The organism is Sphingobacterium paramultivorum (assembly GCF_014109745.1).
In the GTDB taxonomy this organism is placed as follows: Bacteria; Bacteroidota; Bacteroidia; order Sphingobacteriales; family Sphingobacteriaceae; genus Sphingobacterium; species Sphingobacterium paramultivorum.
In genome coordinates this window covers 3,832,173-3,856,825 of sequence record NZ_CP058555.1, presented here as the reverse complement: position 1 = coordinate 3,856,825, position 24,653 = coordinate 3,832,173, and the positions used below count along the sequence as shown (strand labels likewise).

The 24,653-nt window shown below is 41.9% G+C and carries 14 protein-coding genes, 7 tRNA genes and 3 rRNA genes; 23 read left to right on the top strand and 1 reads right to left on the bottom strand.

Annotated features, from left to right (window positions below; translation table 11 throughout):
• The first annotated feature begins 1 nt into the window (after position 1).
• Positions 2–1,321 carry a sensor histidine kinase gene (locus tag HS960_RS16250; RefSeq protein ID WP_182330052.1) on the top strand — a complete coding sequence of 440 codons (1,320 nt, stop codon included), beginning with the start codon at positions 2–4 and terminating at the stop codon, positions 1,319–1,321.
• 82 nt (positions 1,322–1,403) lie between these two features.
• The gene (locus HS960_RS16245) at positions 1,404–1,922 is read left to right on the top strand and encodes a hypothetical protein (RefSeq protein ID WP_182330050.1); all 519 of its coding nucleotides are present in this window, start codon (positions 1,404–1,406) and stop codon (positions 1,920–1,922) included.
• Between the two features lie 177 nt (positions 1,923–2,099).
• Here HS960_RS16245 and HS960_RS16240 read toward each other — a convergent pair whose 3' ends face one another.
• A complete protein-coding gene (locus tag HS960_RS16240; protein WP_153847178.1) occupies positions 2,100–3,263 on the bottom strand; it encodes a BamA/TamA family outer membrane protein in 1,164 nt (387 codons plus the stop codon).
• Positions 3,264–3,589: 326 nt separating this feature from the next.
• Here HS960_RS16240 and HS960_RS16235 point away from each other — a divergent pair.
• The 21 genes from HS960_RS16235 to rrf all read left to right on the top strand — a co-directional run bounded on the left by HS960_RS16235 (position 3,590) and on the right by rrf (position 24,638).
• Positions 3,590–3,662 (top strand) — tRNA-Thr (locus tag HS960_RS16235).
• A 26-nt stretch (positions 3,663–3,688) separates the two neighbouring features.
• Positions 3,689–3,769 (top strand) — tRNA-Tyr (locus HS960_RS16230).
• A 50-nt stretch (positions 3,770–3,819) separates the two neighbouring features.
• Positions 3,820–3,892, top strand: a tRNA-Gly gene (locus HS960_RS16225).
• Positions 3,893–3,987: 95 nt separating this feature from the next.
• Positions 3,988–4,059, top strand: a tRNA-Thr gene (locus tag HS960_RS16220).
• Between the two features lie 72 nt (positions 4,060–4,131).
• On the top strand, positions 4,132–5,316 hold the full coding sequence (tuf, locus tag HS960_RS16215; protein ID WP_153847177.1) for an elongation factor Tu: 1,185 nt from the start codon (positions 4,132–4,134) through the stop codon (positions 5,314–5,316).
• 163 nt (positions 5,317–5,479) lie between these two features.
• Positions 5,480–5,550: transfer RNA gene (locus HS960_RS16210), tRNA-Trp, on the top strand.
• 23 nt (positions 5,551–5,573) lie between these two features.
• Positions 5,574–5,768 (top strand): preprotein translocase subunit SecE, encoded by a 195-nt coding sequence (gene secE, locus HS960_RS16205; protein WP_028072657.1) that lies wholly within the window; start codon positions 5,574–5,576, stop codon positions 5,766–5,768.
• 20 nt (positions 5,769–5,788) lie between these two features.
• Positions 5,789–6,334 carry a transcription termination/antitermination protein NusG gene (gene nusG / locus HS960_RS16200; protein WP_046672242.1) on the top strand — a complete coding sequence of 182 codons (546 nt, stop codon included), beginning with the start codon at positions 5,789–5,791 and terminating at the stop codon, positions 6,332–6,334.
• Between the two features lie 70 nt (positions 6,335–6,404).
• Positions 6,405–7,991 carry a S41 family peptidase gene (locus HS960_RS16195; protein WP_182330048.1) on the top strand — a complete coding sequence of 529 codons (1,587 nt, stop codon included), beginning with the start codon at positions 6,405–6,407 and terminating at the stop codon, positions 7,989–7,991.
• Between the two features lie 266 nt (positions 7,992–8,257).
• Positions 8,258–8,701, top strand: coding sequence for a 50S ribosomal protein L11 (gene rplK / locus HS960_RS16190; RefSeq protein WP_028072660.1), 444 nt, complete (start codon positions 8,258–8,260; stop codon positions 8,699–8,701).
• Between the two features lie 22 nt (positions 8,702–8,723).
• Positions 8,724–9,422, top strand: coding sequence for a 50S ribosomal protein L1 (gene rplA / locus HS960_RS16185; RefSeq protein ID WP_046672240.1), 699 nt, complete (start codon positions 8,724–8,726; stop codon positions 9,420–9,422).
• A gap of 2 nt (positions 9,423–9,424) precedes the next feature.
• Complete coding sequence (gene rplJ, locus HS960_RS16180; RefSeq protein ID WP_046672239.1) at positions 9,425–9,943, top strand: 50S ribosomal protein L10; 519 nt, start codon at positions 9,425–9,427, stop codon at positions 9,941–9,943.
• 78 nt (positions 9,944–10,021) lie between these two features.
• Positions 10,022–10,399: a 50S ribosomal protein L7/L12 gene (gene rplL, locus HS960_RS16175; RefSeq protein ID WP_003011668.1), complete on the top strand. Its 378-nt coding sequence runs from the start codon at positions 10,022–10,024 to the stop codon at positions 10,397–10,399.
• A 168-nt stretch (positions 10,400–10,567) separates the two neighbouring features.
• Entirely contained in the window at positions 10,568–14,377 is a 3,810-nt protein-coding gene (rpoB, locus tag HS960_RS16170; RefSeq protein ID WP_153847175.1) for a DNA-directed RNA polymerase subunit beta, read from the top strand.
• A 71-nt stretch (positions 14,378–14,448) separates the two neighbouring features.
• Positions 14,449–18,726, top strand: coding sequence for a DNA-directed RNA polymerase subunit beta' (rpoC, locus tag HS960_RS16165; protein WP_153847174.1), 4,278 nt, complete (start codon positions 14,449–14,451; stop codon positions 18,724–18,726).
• 468 nt (positions 18,727–19,194) lie between these two features.
• Positions 19,195–19,338, top strand: a complete 144-nt coding sequence (locus HS960_RS16160) for a hypothetical protein (RefSeq protein WP_153848835.1) — start codon at positions 19,195–19,197, stop codon at positions 19,336–19,338.
• A gap of 143 nt (positions 19,339–19,481) precedes the next feature.
• A 16S ribosomal RNA gene (locus tag HS960_RS16155) occupies positions 19,482–21,011 on the top strand.
• A gap of 121 nt (positions 21,012–21,132) precedes the next feature.
• A tRNA-Ile gene (locus HS960_RS16150) sits at positions 21,133–21,206 on the top strand.
• A gap of 11 nt (positions 21,207–21,217) precedes the next feature.
• A tRNA-Ala gene (locus HS960_RS16145) sits at positions 21,218–21,291 on the top strand.
• Positions 21,292–21,520: 229 nt separating this feature from the next.
• Positions 21,521–24,400, top strand: a 23S ribosomal RNA gene (locus HS960_RS16140).
• A 126-nt stretch (positions 24,401–24,526) separates the two neighbouring features.
• Positions 24,527–24,638 (top strand): 5S ribosomal RNA (gene rrf, locus HS960_RS16135).
• The 16S, 23S and 5S rRNA genes sit together here with 2 tRNA genes alongside, the layout of an rRNA operon.
• The last annotated feature ends 15 nt before the right edge of the window (positions 24,639–24,653 follow it).

Below are 24,653 nucleotides of genomic sequence, written 5' to 3'. Positions count from 1 at the left end.
GATGAGGCACGGAAAAATCTTAAATGCAATCAAGGTTATATTACTGCTGGTAGCGGCACTTGCGAGCGCTTATTTGCTACTAAAAAGGGAATATGTACAGGCGGCTTTGATCTTTTGTATGATGCTATACCTAGGTTTTAACCTATATGCACAGTATAATTTTTTGACCAGGCAACTGATTGAATTTTCCGAAGCGGTCAAATACCGCGACTTTACCAGACGTTTCTTGGTGAAAAATACAAAGTCAGTAGAGGGGCAGCTTTTTCTGGCCTTTAATCAGATCAACGAAACATATAAGGAGATCAGCATTAAGCAGGAGATTCAGCACCAATACCTGGATCGTGTGATCAATATGCTGAATTCGGCGATTATCTTTTATGAGATGGATAGTGGTAAGGTCATGTGGGTGAATGAGGCTTTCAAACAGCTGTTTCATTTGCCACACCTTGGAAACATCACGGGACTGAAGAAAAAAAACAATGATCTTTACGAAAAAACCATGTTACTTGAAAACGGACAGCAACAGATGGAGTCCATTCAATCAAGTAAAGGAAAAATAAAATTATTGATTCAGAGCTCAAGCTTTGAGACACAGGACGCCTTGTTTCGCATTGTTGTGTACCAAAATATCAACGAAGCAATTGATGAGACTGAGACGAAGGCATGGCACAAGTTATTACGTGTACTAACGCATGAAATCATGAATTCCATTGCCCCGATCAGCTCACTTGCTGAAACCTTAAACGGTCGTTTGGACCATTTTAAAGGAGCTGAAGATATTGATGATCTAAAAACAGGTATTTCCACCATCAAACGTCGTAGTGAAGGACTTTTACATTTTGCGAAGAGTTATCGTATGATCAATAAGGTCGATCAGCCTCAGCTAGCGCCGATCCAAATTTCGCAGTTATTTGAACATATTTATCAGCTGCTTGAACCAACCTTGATCCAGAAAAATATTGATGTCGATATTATTCTGAAAAATACACGGCTAATCTTATCTGCCGATGTCAATTTGATCGAGCAGGTTATTATTAACTTAATGTTGAATGCAATAGATGCGGTTAAAAATAGGGAAGAAGCCTATATTAGTTTATCTGCTCTTGAAGTAGACGGAAAGGTGCAGATTCGGATTGAAGATAACGGAGCAGGAATTCCTGCCGATCTTCAGGAACAGATCTTTACGCCATTTTTTACAACAAAGAAAACGGGTACAGGGGTCGGCCTGACCCTAAGCAAACAGATCATGCTTTTGCACAAAGGAACTATTTTCCTCAATAGTACGGAAGGAGAAGGGAGTGTTTTTGTTCTCCAGTTTTAAGGGGTCATTCCTGCAAACTAAAACCCGATGTTCCATGTGAAAAATCATAAAATTTAGCGATGTTTGCAGCGAAATGAACTACATGCTTAAGTATTGGCGGCATTATTTTGTATCCCATAGTCGCCATGGGACCCATTCTCCTTTTGTTTATAAATTGGTAGACGAAGTGATCTATCAAAAGACATCCAAAGAAAGTATTTCAGAACTACCGCAAACTATTCAAAACGAGAGCAAGGTAGAACAGAAAAAGTATGCATTAATCGATCGATTATTAAGGACATTTGCTTACGACAATTTTAGCTATTGGGCCGATCGTCCGCTTGAAAGTTATAAGAAACTTTTACAGGACCAATGCGGAAGCTATGCGTATCGACATATTTATTATATTGATCTGGATGATCTCGACCTGAATTTTTTGGAAAATGTTGGCGATCGAGATTTATTAATTATAAACGAGCCCCATTTATCAGCGAAAAGGGAAGCCTATTGGAATAAGCTGAAGGAGGATGATCATAGTGTAGTTACGATAGATCTATACCGAATTGGGTTGGTTTACTTTAGAAAAGAACAGCGAAAAGAGAATTTTCTGATTCGATTTTAGGCTGCTGTTCCGACCTCTTTTTGACTGTCGATGGTCAGTCATCTACCGCGTTCCGTTGGGCATCAAGTATTTTATCTGAAGTTGAGGGAATTGGAGAGGAGGGGAAAAAGGAAAAGGTGGATGCCATTAGGCAAGAATAAACAAGAGCATCCATAAATATATGGATGCTCTTGTTTATTAAAAAGCTTCACTTAGGGACAGATAGAAACCCGACTGTCTTTTTTCTCCGGGTCTTTGTTCACCAAAAGAATAATCAAAGCGTATGCTGCTATTGTGTTCGAGACTAAAGAAGTAGCGTAAACCACCACCATAACTTGCGACATATCGGCTGCTATTTTCCTTGGAAAAGGTCGACCCGAGCCCTGAAAAACCAACAATACCAAAGCGTGGATGAAAGCGATAACGTAGTTCAGCCTGCGAGGCAAGGTAATTCTTGTCACGATATCGCCCGAGGTAATAACCGCGCATCATCATGTCTCCACCGAGTTCACGGTAGTTGTAAAATGGGACTGTTTTTCCAAATGTGGAACGAAAGATTCCTTGCAGGGCCAGCGTGACTTGGTTGTGCAGAGGAATAAAGCCACGGAGATCCAGATCGAGGTTTGCCCCCGTAAAATCAGTACTTGTCCATAACTTTGGAGCATAGGCCAGCCGCAATTTAGCATAATACCCCTTTGTTGTATAAGAAACGTTGTCCCTATTGTCAAACAATTGCGAAAGACCTACGAGTAGCTGTTGTCCGCCATGCTTTCCAATAAGATCGGAATGATTAAAAATGCGATCTGCACTATCGCTACGAATCGTGAAGTTATCGTATTGAATGTTGATACCCGAATACAGGTTGTTGCTGATTTTTTTCTCGGCTTCGAGTTTGACGCGAAATAATTTTTGATCAATGCGTTCTTCATCGGCTTTCCAAGTGTCCATACCGACACCATAATAGTTAAAGGGCCAATTACGGTAGCGTATTTCACTAATCAGATGGTAGTCGTTGTTTTTAGTCCAAAGATCGGTCTGCAGTTTGAAGTTGGACTGACTATTGGATGTAAAGGTTCCCATGACCATGACAGTGGAGGTGCGGATTTTGGGATCAGATTTGTCCAGATAAAAATTATAAGCGCTTGCCAGGCCATATTCGACGCCTGTTTCCTGCGCATAACCAACGGCCGGTAAAACCATAAAACTACCGGAACGTGTAGAATCTCTTTCAGAGGAAAGAAATTTTTTACTCAATTTTTGAATAATATTTTGAGCTTTCAATTCGGCCGATCCCATTAAAAGTACCGTAAATAGTACGGAGTATCGGGTAAGTTTTGAAAGTGATTGCGGTAAAATTTGCATGCCCAAAGATAGTATATTAGCCAAATAACCAAAACAGGTAAATATGCAATGAAAAATTATTGTGCTGCATATCAGTATAATTGCCAAAAACTGTCTTTTTTTTTTGACAAATATTTTTGTAAAGTGAGTTTTGTGTCTATCTTTGCATCAGCAAACAAGGGAACAACGGTTCAAAACAACGAAAGTTTGCTTAGTTCTTTAAATGAAAAAAAATAAAAAATAAACTTGCAGAAATCAAAAGTAAATTCGATATTTGCACTCGCTGAAAAGATAGAAATGCTTAGTCAGACGTTGATAGAATGTAAGTTTAAATAAAGATATTAGAAGCCTCTTTAGCTCAGCTGGTAGAGCAACTGACTTGTAATCAGTAGGTCATTGGTTCGATTCCGATAAGAGGCTCTAAATGTAACGAAAGTTACAGGTCTGGAGGGGTTCCAGAGCGGTCAAATGGGACGGACTGTAAATCCGTTGCTTCGGCTTCGAAGGTTCGAATCCTTCTCCCTCCACACTTTATTTTAATTAGAGTATTAGGTTTATTCTAGTTTCTAATTATTAAGCGGAAGTAGCTCAGTTGGTAGAGCGATAGCCTTCCAAGCTATAGGTCGCGAGTTCGAACCTCGTCTTCCGCTCAAATTTTTCAAGTATTAAATTTAGTCTCTATCTTCTTTGATAATAATGTATCTAAAGGTGGGGGCATTAATACGTAAATAAGGTTTTTTAGTAAGCCGAAGTAGCTCAGGGGTAGAGCACTTCCTTGGTAAGGAAGAGGTCGTGGGTTCAAATCCCATCTTTGGCTCGTACTTGTGTAAAAGTTAAGCAAGAGTATATAACAAATAGAAATAATTTATAATTACTAATTCGCATAAACATGGCAAAAGAGAAATTTGACCGTAGTAAACCACACTTAAACATTGGTACTATCGGTCACGTTGACCACGGTAAAACTACAACTACAGCTGCTATCACTAAAGTATTGGCTGATAAAGGTTTGTCAGAAGCTCGTTCATTTGATTCAATTGACTCTGCTCCTGAAGAAAAAGAGCGTGGTATCACAATCAATACTGCACACGTAGAATATTCTACAGCTAACCGTCACTATGCACACGTTGACTGTCCAGGTCACGCTGACTACGTTAAGAACATGGTAACTGGTGCTGCTCAAATGGACGGTGCTATCATCGTAGTTGCTGCGACTGATGGTCCTATGCCTCAAACTCGTGAGCACATCTTGTTGGCTCGCCAAGTAGGTGTTCCTGCGTTAGTAGTATTCATGAACAAAACTGACTTAGTTGACGACGCTGAGTTGTTAGACTTAGTTGAAATGGAAGTTCGTGAGTTATTATCATTCTACGAATTCCCAGGTGATGATATCCCTGTAATCAAAGGTTCTGCTTTAGGTGCATTGAACGGTGAGCCTGAGTGGGTTGAGAAAATCATGGAATTAATGGATGCTGTAGATAACTACATTCCAATTCCTCCACGTTTGACTGAATTACCTTTCTTGATGCCAGTAGAAGATGTATTCTCGATCACAGGTCGTGGTACAGTTGCTACAGGTCGTATCGAAAGAGGTGTAATCAACTCTGGTGATCCAGTTGAGATCTTAGGTATGGGTGCTGAGAACTTGAAATCTACAGTAACAGGTGTTGAGATGTTCCGTAAAATCTTAGATTACGGTGAGGCTGGTGATAACGTAGGTTTATTGTTACGTGGTATTGAGAAAACTGATATCAAACGTGGTATGGTTATCTGTAAACCAGGTTCAGTAACTCCTCACGATCATTTCAAAGCTGAGGTTTACGTATTGTCAAAAGCTGAAGGTGGTCGTCACACTCCATTCTTCAACAAATACCGTCCTCAATTCTATTTCCGTACAACTGACGTAACTGGAGAAATCTCTTTACCAGAAGGTACTGAAATGGTTATGCCAGGTGATAACGTTACAATCAGCGTGAAATTAATTTCTGCTATTGCAATGGAAAAAGGTCTACGTTTCGCTATCCGTGAGGGTGGTCGTACAGTAGGTGCTGGTCAGGTAACTGAAATTATCTAGTCTTTAATAAAGATTTAGAATCACATAGAATAAGCTAATCGACTGAGGTTGATTAGCTTATTTTTTCGATAAGCGATTTATCGGATTAAAATAAAAAAAAGTGAAAAAATATTTGCAGAAAGTGGTTTAAAACACTATATTTGCATCACAAAATAAGAAATACACGGGCATAGTTTAAAGGTAGAACGAAGGTCTCCAAAACCTTTGGTCTGGGTTCGAGTCCTGGTGCCCGTGCTTATAAAAACAGATAAACTAAAATGGCAAAAGTACTTGATTTTTTTAAAGACTCTTATGTAGAGATCACTGAGAAAGTGACTTGGCCTACATGGTCTCAGTTACAAAGTTCAGCTGTTATTGTGCTTGTTGCATCTCTTCTTATTGCATTGGTTGTCTTTGTAATGGATAAAGCTTCAAGCGTAGGGTTAGAATTCTTGTACGGTATTGCTTCTTAATTTTTCAATCGTATTTATTTATGGCAGATCAAGGTTTAAAGTGGTACGTAGTTCGTGCTGTAAGTGGTAAAGAAAAGAAAGTAAAGCAATATATTGATGCCGAAGTTAGCCGTTTAGGTATTGAGCACTTGATTCCTCAGGTGTTGATTCCAATGGAAAAATACTACTTGATGCGTGATGGAAAGAAAGTTGCTAAAGAGCGTAACTACTATCCTGGTTATGTATTATTAGAAGCAGCTCTTGACGGTGAGTTAGAGCATATCATCAAAAATATCAATAGCGTAATTGGTTTCTTGGGAGATAAAGCTGGTAATGCGGTCCCTTTGCGCCAAGCAGAAGTAAATCGTATCCTAGGTAAAGTGGATGAAATGGCCGAGCAAGGTGAAACCATTAACGTTCCTTACTATGTGGGTGAAACAGTGAAAGTAAACGATGGTCCTTTCAATGGATTTACCGGAGAAATCGAAGAAGTCCACGAAGATAAAAAGAAATTAATCGTGATGGTGAAGGTCTTCGGTCGTAAGACTCCACTTGAACTAAACTACATGCAAGTAGAAAAAGAGTAAGATTAGTAATTAACGATAGAGAAAAGCTTTTCATGAAAATTGGAAGGCTTTTTTTTGTATCTTACTACAAATGAAAAGGCCAACTATTTATCTATTTGTATTGGTGTATGTGCTGACATTGCTGAGCTGTGCAAATGTCGAGAAGTACAATCGGTTTATTGAAACTCCCCTGGCAGTGGAAGCTATGCAGCAAGATATCAACTATGTTGAGCATAACTTATGGAAAATGCATCCAGACTTGTTTCTGTATGTGGGGGAGGATCAGTTAAAGGTTAAGTTCGACAGCCTTCGTAGGGCGATCCACCAGCCATTATTGCCCAATCAGTTTCAGCTGGCATTAGCTTCTGTACTGGCCCAAGTTCGGCAGGGACATATGACCCTGAGTCCGCTTATTTCCAAATTTGATCCGAAAGGTAAAGATAAGGTCCGCTATCAAAAAAGCAAGGGGCCCTTTTCGCAATTGGGCTTTCATTGGCAAGAAAATACACTCTATCTCTCAAAAAATGGGACGTTAGATTCAAGTTTGGTACCAGGCTCTAAAATTCTTGCCATTGAGGGGATACAACCGCAAAATCTGTACACAAAATATCGTCCAACCTTTACGTCGGACGGCTATAATACAACATTTATAGATCAGGCTTTCGAGCGTTTATTACCACGGTATTACCAATTGGAACTGGGGTATAAAGATTCTATCTCGGTTTTGTTTTCTCGTGCCGATAGTACATATGAGCGGACTGTTGTCAGAAGGTTTGAAGCCGCTGAACAGAAGGGAAAGGTGGGAACCAGCCATGCTGCGACAGAAAAAACGAATAAGAAGCCTTCCGAAAAGAAGTCCGACACGAAAAAGCAGCGCAAAATATTCGGTTATAATGCCAATCTAAAAAGAATGAGTAAACAGCTCTCTTTCCCTGTCAAAGGCGATAGTAGTGTTGCTTTATTGAAAGTGGTTGACTTTTCGTATGGGCGTCCAAAAGAAGCCTATAGAAGAATTTTTGATCGCCTTGAGCTTAATTCAGTACAATACCTGATCTTGGATCTTCGTGGCAATTTGGGCGGACGTTTGTCCGATGTCCGTGAATTATATAGCTATCTGGTTGAAGCAGATAAATTCCAATTTGTTCAGCCGGCAGTTATCACCTCAAAATTCAACTTGCCGTTTTATCAGATAAAAGGATTGCCGGGCTGGTCTTATCCCGTTTTATCACCATTTATTATACCAAGTGCTGTCGTGTCCTGGACAAAAAGCTTTTCCAAAGATGGGATAAATTATACCCACCTTACAGGGAGTAAAGTCGAAAAATCCAAAAGTAGTCGCTATCGTGGTAATTTATATGTACTGATTGATGGCGGGACTTTTTCTGCAGCGAGTTTAATTGCTACAAATCTAAAAGTTGGGAAGCGGGCTGTTTTTGTGGGGGAGGAAACTGGTGGGGCTGCCAATGGGACAGTTGCCGGATCTCTTCCTGTGCTGAAACTTCCGAACTCCCATCTACGTTGGCGTTTTGGCTTAATGGATGTCAAACCTTATTATCAAGTGTCAGAAGAGGGGCGGGGTGTAATGCCGGATGTTCCTGTCGTACGGAGTGTTGATGATGTTATCAAGGGTAAAGATCCGGTATTGGATAAGGTGTTGAAGTCTATTAAAGGACAGTAGAGCTGATGTGAATTTGCTAAAACCGATAATTCTAGTGTTAATATTTAGAAAAGTGTCAAGATTTTTTTTGTAGAAGGATGGGCAATCTGGGCTAGGATGTAAAAAAACATAAATTCCTGAAAAATTAAAAGTTAGATACTTGCAGGATTCAAATCTTCTTATTAACTTTGCACCTCGGTTGGGGTGTTACGTCCTGGCCGATGAATGTTACGTTATTTGCTTCCAACTTACTAACAGACATTTAACAAAATTAAATTCAAAACAAAATGGCAAAAGAAGTCAGTGCGTTAGTAAAATTACAAGTTAAGGGCGGAGCTGCGAATCCTTCACCTCCAGTAGGACCTGCATTAGGTGCTAAAGGTGTGAATATCATGGATTTCTGTAAGCAGTTTAACGCTCGTACGCAAGACAAACCAGGTCAAGTATTACCTGTTGTCATTACAGTTTACGCTGATAAATCATTTGATTTTATCATCAAGACTCCACCGGTAGCTGTTCAGTTGAAAGACGCTGCTAAATTAAAAAGTGGATCTGGCGAGCCTAACCGTAAAAAAGTTGCGGCTATCACTTGGGAACAAGTTGAGACAATCGCTAAAGATAAAATGCCTGATTTAAATGCATTTACTGTAGAGGCTGCTATGAGAATGGTAGCTGGTACAGCACGTAGTATGGGTATTACTGTATCAGGTAATGCTCCTTGGAACAATTAATTAAGAAATCAATTTAAGAAAAGTGGCTAGATTAACAAAAAATCAAAAAGCGGCACTATCCAAAATTGAAGCTGGTAAAGCATACTCTTTAAAAGAAGCTTCGGCTTTAGTTAAAGAAATCTCATTGACCAAATTTGATGCTTCTGTGGATATCGACGTTCGTTTGGGCGTAGATCCTCGTAAAGCAAATCAAATGGTTCGTGGTATTGCAACATTACCTCACGGTACTGGTAAAACTGTTCGTGTTTTAGTTTTATGTACTCCTGATAAGGAAGAAGAAGCTAAAGCGGCAGGTGCAGACTACGTAGGTTTAGATGATTACATCAGCAAAATTGAAGGTGGTTGGACTGACGTTGATATCATTATTACTATGCCTAGTGTTATGGCTAAAGTTGGTAAATTGGGTCGTATTTTAGGCCCGAGAAACTTGATGCCTAACCCTAAAACTGGTACAGTTACAACAGAAGTTGGTAAAGCTGTAACAGATGTAAAAGGTGGTAAGATCGATTTCAAAGTTGACAAAACCGGTATCATCCATACTTCTATTGGTAAAGCGTCGTTCGATGCAGATAAGATATATGATAACGCACTAGAGGTATTACAAACTCTAGCTCGTTTGAAACCATCTGCAGCTAAAGGAACTTACTTTAAAAGTATTCACATTTCCTCAACTATGAGTCCTGGTATTCATATTGAGACTAAATCAGTAGCAGGTATTTAATCATGAGAAAAGAAGAAAAACAAGAAATTGTTCTAGCTTTGGCCGAACAGATTAAATCTTACGGTAACTTCTATATTACCGATACTGCTGAGTTGTCCGTTGAAAAAGTGAATAACATTCGTCGTAAATGTTTTGAACAAGGCATCGAGATTAAAGCTGTAAAAAACACTTTAATCAAGAAAGCATTAATCGAAGCTGGTGTTGATGAAGAAGAAATCTTTGGAACGCTTAAAGGAGCGTCTACAATGATGTTTTCGGAAGTCGCTAACGCACCTGCGAAATTAATCAAAGAATTGCGTAAATCAGGTGAAAAACCGTTGTTAAAAGCGGCATTCATTGAAGCAACTGCATTCGTTGGAGATAATCAATTAACTGCATTAGTTAATCTTAAATCTAAAAACGAACTTATTGCGGACGTTATCGCAGCCTTGGAATCTCCTGCGAAAAATGTTATTTCAGCTCTTCAATCAGGAGGAAATACTGTTGCAGGTTTAGTAAAAGCTTTAGAAGAAAGAGGTTAACGAATCCTCTAGAACAGAAACATTCGTTACAATTTAATTAACAATTTTTATAAAGTACATTCAAAAATTCAAAATAAAATGGCAGATTTAAAACAACTTGCTGAACAGTTAGTTAACTTAACAGTAAAAGAAGTTAAAGAATTAGCTGATATCTTAAAAGACGAGTATGGCATCGAGCCTGCTGCTGCTGCTGTTGCTGTAGCTGCTGCTCCAGCTGAAGGTGGTGCTGCTGCTGCTGAAGAGAAAACTTCATTTGACGTTATCTTGAAAGAAGCTGGTGGTCAAAAATTAGCTGTAGTTAAATTGGTTAAAGATTTAGCTGGATTAGGCTTGAAAGAAGCTAAAGATTTAGTTGACGGAGCACCTAAAGAATTAAAAACTGGTGTATCTAAAGACGAAGCAGAAGCTTTGAAAAAACAATTAGAAGAAGCTGGTGCTGTTGTTGAGATTAAATAATCTCAACTAATTAGCCCGAAAAGGTTTAGACTCTGACGATTTTTCGTCAGAGTCTATTCCTATTTATATCAATACGCCACTATGCTGTGTATATGCTGGGCACAGTGGAAAGGTGGTTTACAGCATAAGTGTAAGCGCAGTTTTTTTAAAACTAAAATTCATATTCCCTTGGCAAACAATAATATTCAACAAGAAAGAATAAACTTTGCGACAAGTAAGAAAGTATTGGAATATCCAGATTTCTTAGATGTGCAATTGGAATCTTTCAAGGAGTTTTTTCAATTAGAAACTACTTCTGACAACCGCCATCAGGAAGGGCTGTTCAAGGTATTCTCGGAAAACTTCCCTATTTCTGATTCAAGAAACATTTTTGTGCTAGAGTTTTTGGATTATTTCATTGATCCACCACGTTATGATATCCAAGAGTGTATCGAGCGCGGCTTGACTTATAGCGTTCCTTTAAAGGCTAAGTTAAAGTTATCTTGTAATGATGAAGAACACGAAGATTTCGAAACCATTGTTCAGGATGTATATTTAGGGACTATCCCTTATATGACTCCTAAAGGTACTTTCGTGGTAAATGGTGCAGAGCGTGTCATCGTATCGCAATTACACCGTTCACCAGGCGTTTTCTTTGGTCAAAGTAGACACACAAATGGTACTAAACTTTATTCTGCAAGGGTAATTCCTTTCAAAGGATCTTGGATCGAATTTGCAACTGACGTAAACAACGTCATGTATGCTTATATCGACCGTAAAAAGAAATTTCCAGTTACGACCTTATTGCGTGCTATCGGTTACGATTCGGATAAAGATATCTTAGAATTGTTCGATTTAGCGGATGAAGTAAAAGTTAGTAAATCTGGTCTTAAAAAATATGTTGGTCGTCGTCTTGCGGCTAGGGTATTGAAAAAATGGGTAGAAGATTTCGTGGATGAAGATACAGGTGAAGTAGTATCTATCGACCGTAACGAAATTATCCTTGAGCGTGAAACTGTTCTAGAAGAAGATCACATTGATTTGATTATCGAAGCTGGCGTTAAGTCTATTATCTTAGCAAAAGATGATGAGTCAAACAATGCGGACTATTCTATTATATATAACACTTTACAAAAAGATACGTCCAACTCAGAAAAAGAAGCGGTGGAGCATATCTATCGTCAATTGCGTAACGCTGAACCACCAGATGAGGAAACTGCTCGTGGTATCATCGATCGTTTATTCTTCTCTGACAAACGTTACGATTTAGGTGATGTAGGTCGTTACCGTATCAATCGTAAGTTGAAGTTGGGAACTCCGGATGAGACGAAAGTATTAACCCGTGAGGATATCATTGCGATTGTGAAGTATTTGATCAATTTGATCAACTCTAAAGCTGAAGTAGATGATATTGACCACTTGTCAAACCGTCGTGTACGTACTGTAGGTGAACAATTATATGCTCAATTTGGTGTAGGTCTATCTCGTATGGCTCGTACAATCCGTGAGCGTATGAACATTCGTGATAATGAGGTGTTTACACCTACCGATTTGATTAACGCACGTACACTTTCGTCGGTAATCAATTCGTTCTTCGGTACAAACCAGTTGTCTCAGTTCATGGACCAGACTAACCCTCTTGCTGAAATTACGCACAAGCGTCGTTTGTCAGCTTTAGGTCCAGGTGGTCTTTCCCGTGAGCGTGCAGGTTTCGAGGTTCGTGACGTTCACTATACACACTACGGTCGTCTTTGTACAATTGAAACTCCTGAGGGTCCAAACATCGGTTTGATCTCCTCATTGGCTGTACATGCGAAAATTAACCACTTAGGATTTATCGAGACTCCTTACCGTAAGGTAAAAGATGGGATTGTTGTGGTTGACGAGCCAGTCGTATATTTATCTGCTGAGGATGAAGATGGTAAAACAATCGCACAAGCGAATGCTTTGTATGATGACAAAGGTAATTTCGAAGATGCGAAAGTGAAAGCCAGATATGAGGGTGACTTCCCAATTATCGAGCCTAATATGCTTGATTATATGGACGTTGCTCCAAACCAAATTACATCTATTGCGGCTTCATTAATTCCTTTCTTGGAACACGATGATGCCAACCGTGCATTGATGGGATCGAACATGCAACGTCAGGCCGTGCCTGTATTGCGTCCACAAGCTCCTATTGTAGGTACTGGTCTTGAAGGTCGTGTTGCGAAAGATTCACGCACATTGATCAATGCGGAAGGTCATGGTGTGGTAGAATATGTAGATGCTGATGAAATCAAGATCCGTTATGACAGAAACGACGATGATCGTCTTGTATCATTCGATGATGATGTCAAAACATATAAATTGATCAAATTCAAGAAAACCAACCAAAATACATGTATGAACTTGAAGCCTATCGTTAAGAAAGGTCAGCGAGTTGAACCAGGACAGGTATTATGTGAAGGTTATGCGACTGAAAATGGTGAATTGGCATTAGGTCGTAACTTGAAAGTAGCGTTCATGCCTTGGCAAGGATATAACTTTGAGGATGCGATCGTAATTTCCGAACGTGTAGCGAAAGAAGACTGGTTTACTTCTCTTCACATTGAAGAATTCGAACTTGAAGTTCGTGATACAAAACGTGGTGAAGAAGAGTTAACAGCTGATATTCCTAACGTATCTGAAGAAGCGACAAAAGACTTAGACGAAAACGGTATTATCCGTATCGGTGCTGAAGTTGGTGGTGGTGATATCTTAATTGGTAAAATCACACCTAAAGGTGAGTCTGATCCTTCTCCAGAAGAGAAATTGTTACGTGCAATCTTTGGTGACAAAGCTGGCGACGTGAAAGATGCTTCATTGAAAACTCCACCATCATTAAAAGGTGTTGTTATCGATACGAAGTTATTCTCGCGTGCGAAGAAAATGTCTAAAGAGGTTGAGCGTAAAACTTTAGAGAAACTAGAGGTTGCTCACGATAGAGCTGTTAAATCATTGAAAGATCGTTTGGTTGAAAAATTATTCACTGTAGTGAATGGTAAAACAAGCCAAGGTGTTTACAATGTATATAAAGAGTTGTTGGTTGCTAAGGGTGCTAAGTTTACACAAAAAATCTTAGCTGAATTGGATTACAACAACATCAACCCAATGGGATGGACAACTGACGAAGATAAAAACGAGTTGATCAAAATGGCCCTTCATAATTACAATATCAAAATTAATGAAGAGCTAGGTTCATTCAAACGTGATAAATTCGCAGTATCTGTCGGTGATGAACTTCCATCAGGAATTGTGCAGATGGCTAAAGTTTACGTTGCTAAAAAACGTAAGTTGAAAGTAGGGGATAAGATGGCCGGTCGTCACGGTAACAAAGGTATCGTTGCACGTATCGTACGTGACGAGGATATGCCATTCTTAGAAGATGGAACACCAGTTGATATCGTGTTGAACCCACTAGGGGTACCTTCACGGATGAACTTGGGACAGATCTACGAAACCGTATTGGGTTGGGCAGGTCAAAAATTGGGTGTGAAATTTGCTACACCTATCTTTGATGGTGCTGAAATGGACCAGGTACAAGATTGGGTTGCGAAAGCTGGCTTACCAAAATCTGGACGTACATATTTGTACAACGGATTGACAGGTGACCGTTTCGATCAACCGACGACAGTGGGTGTAATCTACATGTTGAAATTAGGTCACATGGTTGATGATAAAATGCACGCACGTTCAATCGGTCCGTACTCATTGATCACGCAACAACCTCTGGGTGGTAAAGCGCAATTCGGTGGTCAACGTTTCGGTGAGATGGAGGTTTGGGCATTGGAAGCATTTGGTGCGTCTAACATCCTTCAAGAAATCTTGACTGTGAAATCGGATGACGTGGTTGGTCGTGCCAAAACTTACGAGGCAATCGTAAAAGGTAACAACCTTCCGACACCATCGGTACCAGAATCGTTCAACGTATTGGTACACGAGTTACGTGGATTGGGTCTAGATATCACATTGGATTAATTAAGCAAATAGGGCTTTGAAGGGCTCAGTCCTTCAAAGCTTCTTTATAAAGCTTTAACTTTTGAATAAGTATGTCTTACAAAAAAGATAATAAAATTAAAAGCAACTTCACTTCGATTACGATCAGCTTGGCTTCTCCAGAAACTATTTTGGAACGCTCAAGTGGTGAAGTTACAAAACCGGAAACGATTAACTATCGTACCTACAAACCAGAACGTGACGGTTTATTCTGTGAGCGCATTTTTGGTCCTGTAAAGGATTACGAATGTCACTGTGGTAAATACAAACGTATCCGTTATAAAGGTATTGTATGTGACCGTTGTGGTGTTGAAGTAACAGAGAAAAAGGTACGTCGTGAGCGTATGGGACATATCAACTTGGTGGTTCCTGTTGCGCACATTTGGTACTTCCGTTCTCTTCCTAATAAAATTGGTTATTTATTGGGACTTCCTACCAAGAAATTGGATATGATCATTTACTACGAACGTTATGTGGTTATCCAAGCTGGTATTAAGGAAGAAGATGGTATCAACTTCATGGACTTCTTGACTGAAGAAGAATATTTAGATATTTTAGATACCTTACCAAAAGAAAATCAATATTTAGACGATAACGATCCTCAAAAATTCGTTGCTAAGATGGGTGCTGAGGCGTTAGAAGATTTGTTGAAACGTATTGATTTGGATCAATTGTCGTACGACTTACGTCACCAAGCTGCTAATGAGACTTCTCAACAACGTAAAAATGAAGCGTTAAAACGTCTTCATGTAGTTGAGGCTTTCCGTAGTTCACGTGAAAATATCGAGAATCGTCCAGAATGGATGATTGTGAAAATCGTTCCAATCATTCCACCTGAATTGCGTCCTTTAGTGCCTTTGGATGGTGGTCGTTTTGCGACTTCGGATTTGAATGACTTATACCGTCGTGTGATTATCCGTAACAACCGTCTAAAACGTTTGATCGAAATCAAGGCTCCTGAAGTAATCTTACGTAACGAAAAACGTATGCTTCAAGAAGCGGTAGACTCTTTGTTTGACAACTCACGTAAAGTGAACGCTGTTAAGACAGAAGGTAACCGTGCATTGAAGTCTTTATCTGATATTTTGAAAGGTAAACAAGGTCGTTTCCGTCAAAACTTGTTAGGTAAGCGTGTGGATTATTCAGCTCGTTCGGTAATTGTTGTAGGTCCTCACTTGAAATTACACGAGTGTGGTCTTCCTAAAGATATGGCTGCTGAACTTTACAAACCGTTTATCATCCGTAAGATGATCGAACGTGGTATTGTAAAAACAGTAAAATCAGCTAAGAAAATCGTTGATCGTAAAGATCCTGTGGTATGGGATATCCTTGAGAATGTATTGAAAGGTCACCCTGTATTGCTAAACCGTGCACCTACGCTTCACCGTTTGGGTATTCAGGCTTTCCAACCTACATTAGTAGAGGGTAAAGCTATTCAATTACACCCATTAGTGTGTACAGCGTTCAACGCCGATTTTGACGGTGACCAGATGGCAGTCCACTTACCTCTTGGTAATGCTGCAGTTTTGGAAGCCCAAATCTTAATGTTAGGTGCGCACAATATCTTAAACCCTGCGAATGGTTCTCCAATCACAGTACCATCTCAAGACATGGTATTGGGTCTTTACTATATTACTAAAGGCCGTAAAACTGCTGGTGATCAAATCGTAAGAGGTCAAGATATGATTTTCTATTCGGCTGAAGAGGTTATCATCGCTTTAAATGAGAAGCAAATTGATCTTCACGCTTGGATTAAAGTAAAAACAAAAGTTAGACAAAAAGATGGTAGCATTGTTGATACCTTGTTAGAAACAACTGTAGGTCGTGTGATCTTCAATCAAGTTGTTCCTGAGGAAATGGGTTTTGTCAATGAATTGCTTACGAAAAAATCTTTGCGTAATATCATCGGTGAAATTGTGAAGACTACGGGTATGGCTCGTGCAGCACAATTCTTGGATGATATGAAAGAATTGGGATATCAAACAGCCTTCAAAGGTGGTCTTTCGTTCAACTTGGAAGATTTGAACATTCCTGCTGCGAAAGCTGAATTGATTCAACAAGCAACTAACGAGGTTGAAGAAGTAATGAATAACTATAACATGGGTTTCATTACAAACAACGAACGTTATAACCAAATCATCGATATCTGGACGCGTATCAACAACAGATTGACTGCACACGTTATGGATATTCTTTCGAATGATAACCAAGGTTTCAACTCAGTTTACATGATGTTGGATTCTGGAGCGCGTGGTTCGAAAGAGCAGATTCGTCAGTTATGTGGTATGCGTGGTTTGATGGCGAAACCTCAAAAATCAGGTACTTCTGGTGGTGAGATTATCGAAAACCCGATCTTGTCAAACTTTAAAGAAGGTTTGTCCGTATTGGAGTACTTTATCTCTACCCACGGTGCGCGTAAAGGTCTTGCCGATACGGCATTGAAAACAGCGGATGCGGGTTACTTGACTCGTCGTTTACATGACGTAGCGCAAGATATGATCGTTGTGGAACAAGATTGTGGTGGTTTACGTGGTATTTATACAACAGCATTGAAAGATAATGATGATGTTGTTGAGCCATTGTTCGATCGTATTTTGGGTCGTACACCATTGCATGACGTTCTTCATCCGGATACTGACGAATTGATCGTTTCTGCAAATGAAGATATCACTGAGGAAATTGCTGAAACTATCGAAAAAGCAGGTATCGAAGGAATTGAGATTCGTACGGTGTTAACTTGTGAGTCTAAGCGTGGTGTTTGTGCTTGTTGTTACGGACGTAACTTGGCGTCAGGTAAGCGTGTTCAGTTAGGTGAAGCTGTGGGTGTTATTGCCGCTCAATCAATTGGTGAGCCAGGTACACAGTTGACACTTCGTACATTCCACGTGGGTGGTACGGCATCGAACATTGCTGCTGATTCAAGTATCATTTCTAAATACGATGGTAAAATCGAATTTGAAAACGTACGTACTGTTTCGCAAACAAACGATAATGGCACACATCAGGTAGTCTTAGGACGTTCTGGTGAGGTTAAGATCATTGATGCACATAATAAAATCGTATTCCAACAAAATATTCCTTATGGTTCACAGTTGTTCGTTGAGGATGGCGGTACAGTAGCTAAAGGTGATAAATTGGTCGAATGGGATCCATATAATGCAGTAATTATTTCGGAATTTGCCGGTAAAGTTGAATTTGATGCAATCATCGAAGGTGTTACCTTCCGTGAAGAGTCAGATGAGCAAACTGGTCACAAAGAGAAAGTAATTATTGAAACACGCGATAAAACGAAAAACCCATCCATCAAGATTCTTGATAAATCGGGAGAGGTTATTCGTACCTACAATATCCCAGTAGGCGCCCACGTTGCAGTTGCTAATGGTGTAACAGTGAAAGAAGGTGGTATCCTTGTTAAAATCCCTCGTTCTACAGGTAAAACGCGAGATATCACAGGTGGTCTACCACGTGTAACGGAGTTATTCGAAGCACGTAACCCTTCTAACCCTGCTGTTGTAACAGAAATCGACGGTGTGGTAACATTGGGTGGTGTGAAACGCGGTAACCGTGAGATGTCTATCGAATCTCGTGATGGTCAAATCAAGAAATACTTGGTACCTCTTTCTAAACATATCCTTGTTCAGGATAATGACTTCGTGAAAGCTGGTATGCCATTATCAGATGGTTCGATCTCTCCTGCGGATATCTTGTCGATCAAAGGTCCATCAGCGGTGCAACATTACATTGTGAATGGTATCCAAGAGGTATACCGTCTGCAAGGTGTAAAGATCAACGATAAACACTTCGAGACGATCGTTCACCAAATGATGCAAAAAGTTAACATCGAAGATCCAGGAGATACGCGTTTCTTAGAAAAAGAAGCAGTTAACAAATGGGATTTCATGGAAGAAAATGATTCCTTGTTTGACAAGAAAGTTGTTGTTGATGCGGGAGACTCCAATAATTTACGTCCGGGACAAATTGTTTCTTTACGTAAGTTGAGAGAAGAAAACTCTAGTCTGAAACGTCGTGACTTAAAACTTGTTGAAGTTCGTGAAGCAATTCCGGCGACTTCAAGTCCATTGTTGCAAGGTATTACCAGAGCTTCATTGGGTACGAAATCGTTCATCTCTGCAGCCTCTTTCCAAGAGACTACAAAAGTGTTGAACGAGGCTGCTATCGCAGGTAAACGTGATAACTTATTAGGTTTGAAAGAAAACGTAATCGTTGGTCACTTGATCCCTTCAGGTACAGGTATCCGTCAATACAGCAACTTAATTGTCGGTTCTCGCGAAGAGTACGATCAATTGTTGGCTTCGAAAGAAGAAGATTAATCTATCATAGATTATTTTATATAGAAAGGTCCAGACATTCGTCTGGACCTTTTTTGTTTCTATAGCGACCTTATATGATATAGAAGAACGTAGTAAAATGTATTTAAACTTGCCCTTTTAGTTGTGAAATTGCTTGTTAAGGGAGGGGGGCAAACTGAAATTTATAGCAAGCAGCTTGGCCGTTTAATTGGTTAATTTTACCTGATTGGACGGCTTAATGCATATCTATCTTAAATGAATCGTTCAATGTTACAGTTAGTTAACCTTAATGTTAAAAAATAATAAACAAAAGGCTTGGAAGTTTGTTAGTAAACTCCCTATCTTTGCACCACTCCGCAAGGGAGGAACGGTTACCCCGAAAGAGGGAACGATGAAAAAAGAAGGGTTTAAGAGAAGCCTGACAGGATTTAAAATCCCGCTCAGTTTATTTTAAACGCGGAAATCGAAAAAAGGGAAAAGAAAAAAAACTTGAAAAAGTTTTTGGAAGTTCAAAAAAGATTTCTACCTTTGCAGTCCCAACGGAAACGAAGGGAAAAACAAAACGATAAAGAGGGGCGCAATGCCTATCGGAATATAGCGGATACGGAAGTTGAAGCGCGAAAAGTTCTTTAAGAAAACACAATCATGTAAGCGTGACGAGTAGACAAACGAAAGTCATGAACAAATTCAAGAATTAGTTCAATTCGATCCAAGATCAGAGATATAAAAAAAAGAATTCTGATTATGTAAATAGTTGGAATCAAAAACTTCATTTTACAATGGAGAGTTTGATCCTGGCTCAGGATGAACGCTAGCGGCAGGCCTAATACATGCAAGTCGGACGGGATCCGTCGGAGAGCTTGCTCGAAGACGGTGAGAGTGGCGCACGGGTGCGTAACGCGTGAGCAACCTACCTCTATCAGGGGGATAGCCTCTCGAAAGAGAGATTAACACCGCATAACATATCTGACCGGCATCGGTTAGCTATTAAATATTTATAGGATAGAGATGGGCTCGCGTGACATTAGCTAGTTGGTAGGGTAACGGCTTACCAAGGCGACGATGTCTAGGGGCTCTGAGAGGAGAATCCCCCACACTGGTACTGAGACACGGACCAGACTCCTACGGGAGGCAGCAGTAAGGAATATTGGTCAATGGGCGGAAGCCTGAACCAGCCATGCCGCGTGCAGGATGACTGCCCTATGGGTTGTAAACTGCTTTTGTCCAGGAATAAACCTTTCTACGTGTAGGAAGCTGAATGTACTGGAAGAATAAGGATCGGCTAACTCCGTGCCAGCAGCCGCGGTAATACGGAGGATCCGAGCGTTATCCGGATTTATTGGGTTTAAAGGGTGCGTAGGCGGCCTATTAAGTCAGGGGTGAAATACGGTGGCTCAACCATCGCAGTGCCTTTGATACTGATGGGCTTGAATCCATTTGAAGTGGGCGGAATAAGACAAGTAGCGGTGAAATGCATAGATATGTCTTAGAACTCCGATTGCGAAGGCAGCTCACTAAGCTGGTATTGACGCTGATGCACGAAAGCGTGGGGATCGAACAGGATTAGATACCCTGGTAGTCCACGCCCTAAACGATGATAACTCGATGTTGGCGATAGACAGCCAGCGTCCAAGCGAAAGCGTTAAGTTATCCACCTGGGGAGTACGCCCGCAAGGGTGAAACTCAAAGGAATTGACGGGGGCCCGCACAAGCGGAGGAGCATGTGGTTTAATTCGATGATACGCGAGGAACCTTACCCGGGCTTGAAAGTTAGTGAAGAATGCAGAGACGCATTCGTCCTTCGGGACACGAAACTAGGTGCTGCATGGCTGTCGTCAGCTCGTGCCGTGAGGTGTTGGGTTAAGTCCCGCAACGAGCGCAACCCCTATGTTTAGTTGCCAGCATGTAATGGTGGGGACTCTAAACAGACTGCCTGTGCAAACAGTGAGGAAGGTGGGGACGACGTCAAGTCATCATGGCCCTTACGTCCGGGGCTACACACGTGCTACAATGGATGGTACAGCGGGCAGCTACATAGCAATATGATGCTAATCTCTAAAAGCCATTCACAGTTCGGATTGGGGTCTGCAACTCGACCCCATGAAGTTGGATTCGCTAGTAATCGCGTATCAGCAATGACGCGGTGAATACGTTCCCGGGCCTTGTACACACCGCCCGTCAAGCCATGAAAGTTGGGGGTACCTAAAGCATGTTACCGCGAGGAGCGTGTTAGGGTAAAACCGATAATTGGGGCTAAGTCGTAACAAGGTAGCCGTACCGGAAGGTGCGGCTGGAATACCTCCTTTCTAGAGTATCGCGGATCGGTACTCGTCACGTTACATATGATTGCAAAAAGAGAAAACATCAGAAGAAAGTGCCCGCCCCGAAAGGAGCAGGACCGAGAGAAAGAGATGAACAAGATAAGCTAGTCCCGTAGCTCAGTTGGTTAGAGCACTACACTGATAATGTAGGGGTCAGCAGTTCAAATCTGCTCGGGACTACGAAAAAAAGAGGGGAATTAGCTCAGCTGGCTAGAGCACCTGCCTTGCACGCAGGGGGTCAACGGTTCGAATCCGTTATTCTCCACATCTCCGGGAGGAGCATCGACAGATGCTCCTAAAATAAACCGGAAAAAGAGTTCTTTGACATATTGAAAGAGAAAAAAAATTACAAGAGAAGACAACAGTATAGAGACAATACGTGTATGTGTTTGAAGTAAGGGAGAGACCCTCGGTCAAGGCCGAACGATCCCGAACCTAGCATACGTGTATATATATCAAAAGCAGCCGCATAGTAGCAAAAGGCTATGCCGGTGAAGAAAGTAAATAAGGGCACACGGGGGATGCCTAGGCTCTCAGAGGCGAAGAAGGACGTGATAAGCTGCGATAAGCTTTGGGGATTGGCAAATGCGACTTGATCCAGAGATTTCCGAATGGGGCAACCTGACTATTTGAAGAATAGTCGTATAAAACGCGAACGCGCTGAACTGAAACATCTAAGTAGGCGTAGGAGAAGAAAATAACAATGATTTCCCAAGTAGTGGCGAGCGAACGGGAAAGAGCCCAAACCGATCATGTTACGGCATGGTCGGGGTTGTAGGACCACGACATTGTACAGCGCTATGAACTGGAAGCAGGTGGGAAACTGCGCGACAAGGGTGAGAGCCCCGTACAGGTAAAGAATGTTGACATAGTGGTATCCTGAGTACCGCGGGACCGGAGAAATCCTGTGGGAATCCACCAGCACCATCTGGTAAGGCTAAATACTCCTGAGAGACCGATAGTGAACCAGTACCGTGAGGGAAAGGTGAAAAGAACCCCGAACAGGGGAGTGAAAAGAACCTGAAACCGTGTGCTTACAAGCGGTTGGAGCAGACAAGTTCTGTGACAGCGTGCCTTTTGCATAATGAGCCTACGAGTTACTCTTGTCTGGCAAGGTTAAGTCCTTCAGGGACGCAGCCGAAGCGAAAGCGAGTCTTAATAGGGCGCATAGTCAGATGAGGTAGACGCGAAACCTTGTGATCTACCCTTGGGCAGGTTGAAGTTGCAGTAACATGTAATGGAGGACCGAACCGATAAACGTTGAAAAGTTTCCGGATGACCTGAGGGTAGGGGTGAAAGGCCAATCAAACTGGGAAATAGCTCGTACTCCCCGAAATGTTTTTAGGAACAGCGTCGGCGTAGAGTTTGATAGAGGTAGAGCTACCGATTGGGTGCGGGGGAGTCAAATCCTACCAAATCCAGACGAACTCCGAATGCTATCAAATATAGCCGGCAGTGAGGCTTTGGGTGCTAAGGTCCAAGGCCGAGAGGGAAAGAACCCAGACCATCAGCTAAGGTCCCCAAATTCGTTCTAAGTTGAACTAACGAGGTCCGGTTGCCCAGACAGCTAGGATGTTGGCTTGGAAGCAGCCATTCATTTAAAGAGTGCGTAACAGCTCACTAGTCGAGCGGCCGGGCGTGGATAATAAACGGGCATCAAGAACGGTACCGAAGCTATGGATTTGCACTTAGGTGCATCTGGTAGGGGAGCATTCCATCGCCGGAGAAGCAGTTTGGCAATGAACTGTGGAGGTTATGGAAAAGCAAATGTAGGCATAAGTAACGATAAGGCGGGTGAGAAACCCGCCCACCGAAAGACCAAGGTTTCCTGATCAACGTTAATCGGATCAGGGTCAGTCGGGACCTAAGGCGCACCCGAAGGGGGCAAGCCGATGGACAACTGGTTAATATTCCAGTACTCTTCATAACTGCGATGTGGTGACGGAGTAGTGACACTGCCGCGAACTGACGGAATAGTTCGTTGAAAGGCGTAGGTATAGGGACGGTAGGCAAATCCGCCGACCCTGCTGAAACCCAATAGTACAGCAAAGCTCCGGTGGCGCTGATAGAGCAGGTAAACAGACTTCCAAGAAAACCCGCTAAGCTTCAGGTTATGAAGACCCGTACCGCAAACCGACACAGGTGGTCGAGGAGAGAATCCTAAGGTGCTCGAGTGAGTCATGGCTAAGGAACTCGGCAAAATGGCCCTGTAACTTCGGGAGAAGGGGCGCTGTCTCAGCGATGAGCAGCCGCAGTGAAAAGGCCCAGGCGACTGTTTAACAAAAACATATGGCTTTGCAAAATCGCAAGATGAAGTATAAGGCCTGACACCTGCCCGGTGCTGGAAGGTTAAGAGGGGATGTCATCGCAAGAGAAGCATTGAATCGAAGCCCCAGTAAACGGCGGCCGTAACTATAACGGTCCTAAGGTAGCGAAATTCCTTGTCGGGTAAGTTCCGACCTGCACGAATGGTGTAACGATCTGGGCGCTGTCTCAGCCATGAGCTCGGTGAAATTGTGGTATCGGTGAAGACGCCGATTACCCGCAACGGGACGGAAAGACCCCATGCACCTTCACTATAGCTTAACATTGAGATTGGGTACAGGATGTGTAGGATAGGCGGGAGATGTTGAAGTGGCTTCGCCAGGAGTCATGGAATCAACCTTGAAATACCGCCCTTTCTGTATTCGGTTTCTAACTCGGTCATGCCGAGGACATTGTTTGGTGGGTAGTTTGACTGGGGTGGTCGCCTCCAAAAAGGTAACGGAGGCTTTCAAAGGTAAGCTCAGTACGCTTGGTAACCGTACGTGGAGTGCAATGGCATAAGCTTGCTTGACTGTGAGACCGACAAGTCGAACAGGGTCGAAAGACGGACATAGTGATCCGGTGGTTCTGTATGGAAGGGCCATCGCTCAAAGGATAAAAGGTACGCTGGGGATAACAGGCTGATCTCCCCCAAGAGCTCATATCGACGGGGAGGTTTGGCACCTCGATGTCGGCTCGTCACATCCTGGGGCTGGAGAAGGTCCCAAGGGTTGGGCTGTTCGCCCATTAAAGTGGCACGCGAGCTGGGTTCAGAACGTCGCGAGACAGTTCGGTCCCTATCTGTTGTGGGCGTTGGAAGTTTGAGTGGATCTGACCTTAGTACGAGAGGACCGGGTTGGACAGACCTCTGGTGAACCTGTTATGCCGCCAGGTGTACGGCAGGGTAGCTACGTCTGGAATAGATAAGCGCTGAAAGCATCTAAGTGCGAAACTAGCCACGAGATGAGACTTCCTTATAGGGTCGTAGAAGATGACTACGTTGATAGGCCATAGGTGTAAAGGTTGAGAGACCAAAGCCAAGTGGTACTAATAGCCCGAAGCTTTCTCAAGCAGACAGACACTGTTGTCTTCCTCTTTAATTTTTGAAACAAACAAGAAACGAACCTCTTTCAATAGCTATGTCAGTTGGCATGAATAAGATGATATGAATATCATAGATCAGCCAATAAAGATTTTTAGGTGCCTATATCGGCGGTGTCTACCTCTTCCCATTCCGAACAGAGCAGTCAAGCCCGCCAGAGCCGATGGTATTGCCGTAACAGGTGGGAGAGTAGGTCGGTGCCTTTTTTTACACGGAAGCCC

Coding starts and splice junctions, on each gene's coding strand:
- HS960_RS16250 (WP_182330052.1), top strand. CDS start 2: ATGAGGCACGGAAAAATCTTAAATGCAATCAAGGTTATATTACTGCTG.
- HS960_RS16245 (WP_182330050.1), top strand. CDS start 1,404: ATGCTTAAGTATTGGCGGCATTATTTTGTATCCCATAGTCGCCATGGG.
- HS960_RS16240 (WP_153847178.1), bottom strand. CDS start 3,263: ATGCAAATTTTACCGCAATCACTTTCAAAACTTACCCGATACTCCGTA.
- tuf (WP_153847177.1), top strand. CDS start 4,132: ATGGCAAAAGAGAAATTTGACCGTAGTAAACCACACTTAAACATTGGT.
- secE (WP_028072657.1), top strand. CDS start 5,574: ATGGCAAAAGTACTTGATTTTTTTAAAGACTCTTATGTAGAGATCACT.
- nusG (WP_046672242.1), top strand. CDS start 5,789: ATGGCAGATCAAGGTTTAAAGTGGTACGTAGTTCGTGCTGTAAGTGGT.
- HS960_RS16195 (WP_182330048.1), top strand. CDS start 6,405: ATGAAAAGGCCAACTATTTATCTATTTGTATTGGTGTATGTGCTGACA.
- rplK (WP_028072660.1), top strand. CDS start 8,258: ATGGCAAAAGAAGTCAGTGCGTTAGTAAAATTACAAGTTAAGGGCGGA.
- rplJ (WP_046672239.1), top strand. CDS start 9,425: ATGAGAAAAGAAGAAAAACAAGAAATTGTTCTAGCTTTGGCCGAACAG.
- rplL (WP_003011668.1), top strand. CDS start 10,022: ATGGCAGATTTAAAACAACTTGCTGAACAGTTAGTTAACTTAACAGTA.
- rpoC (WP_153847174.1), top strand. CDS start 14,449: ATGTCTTACAAAAAAGATAATAAAATTAAAAGCAACTTCACTTCGATT.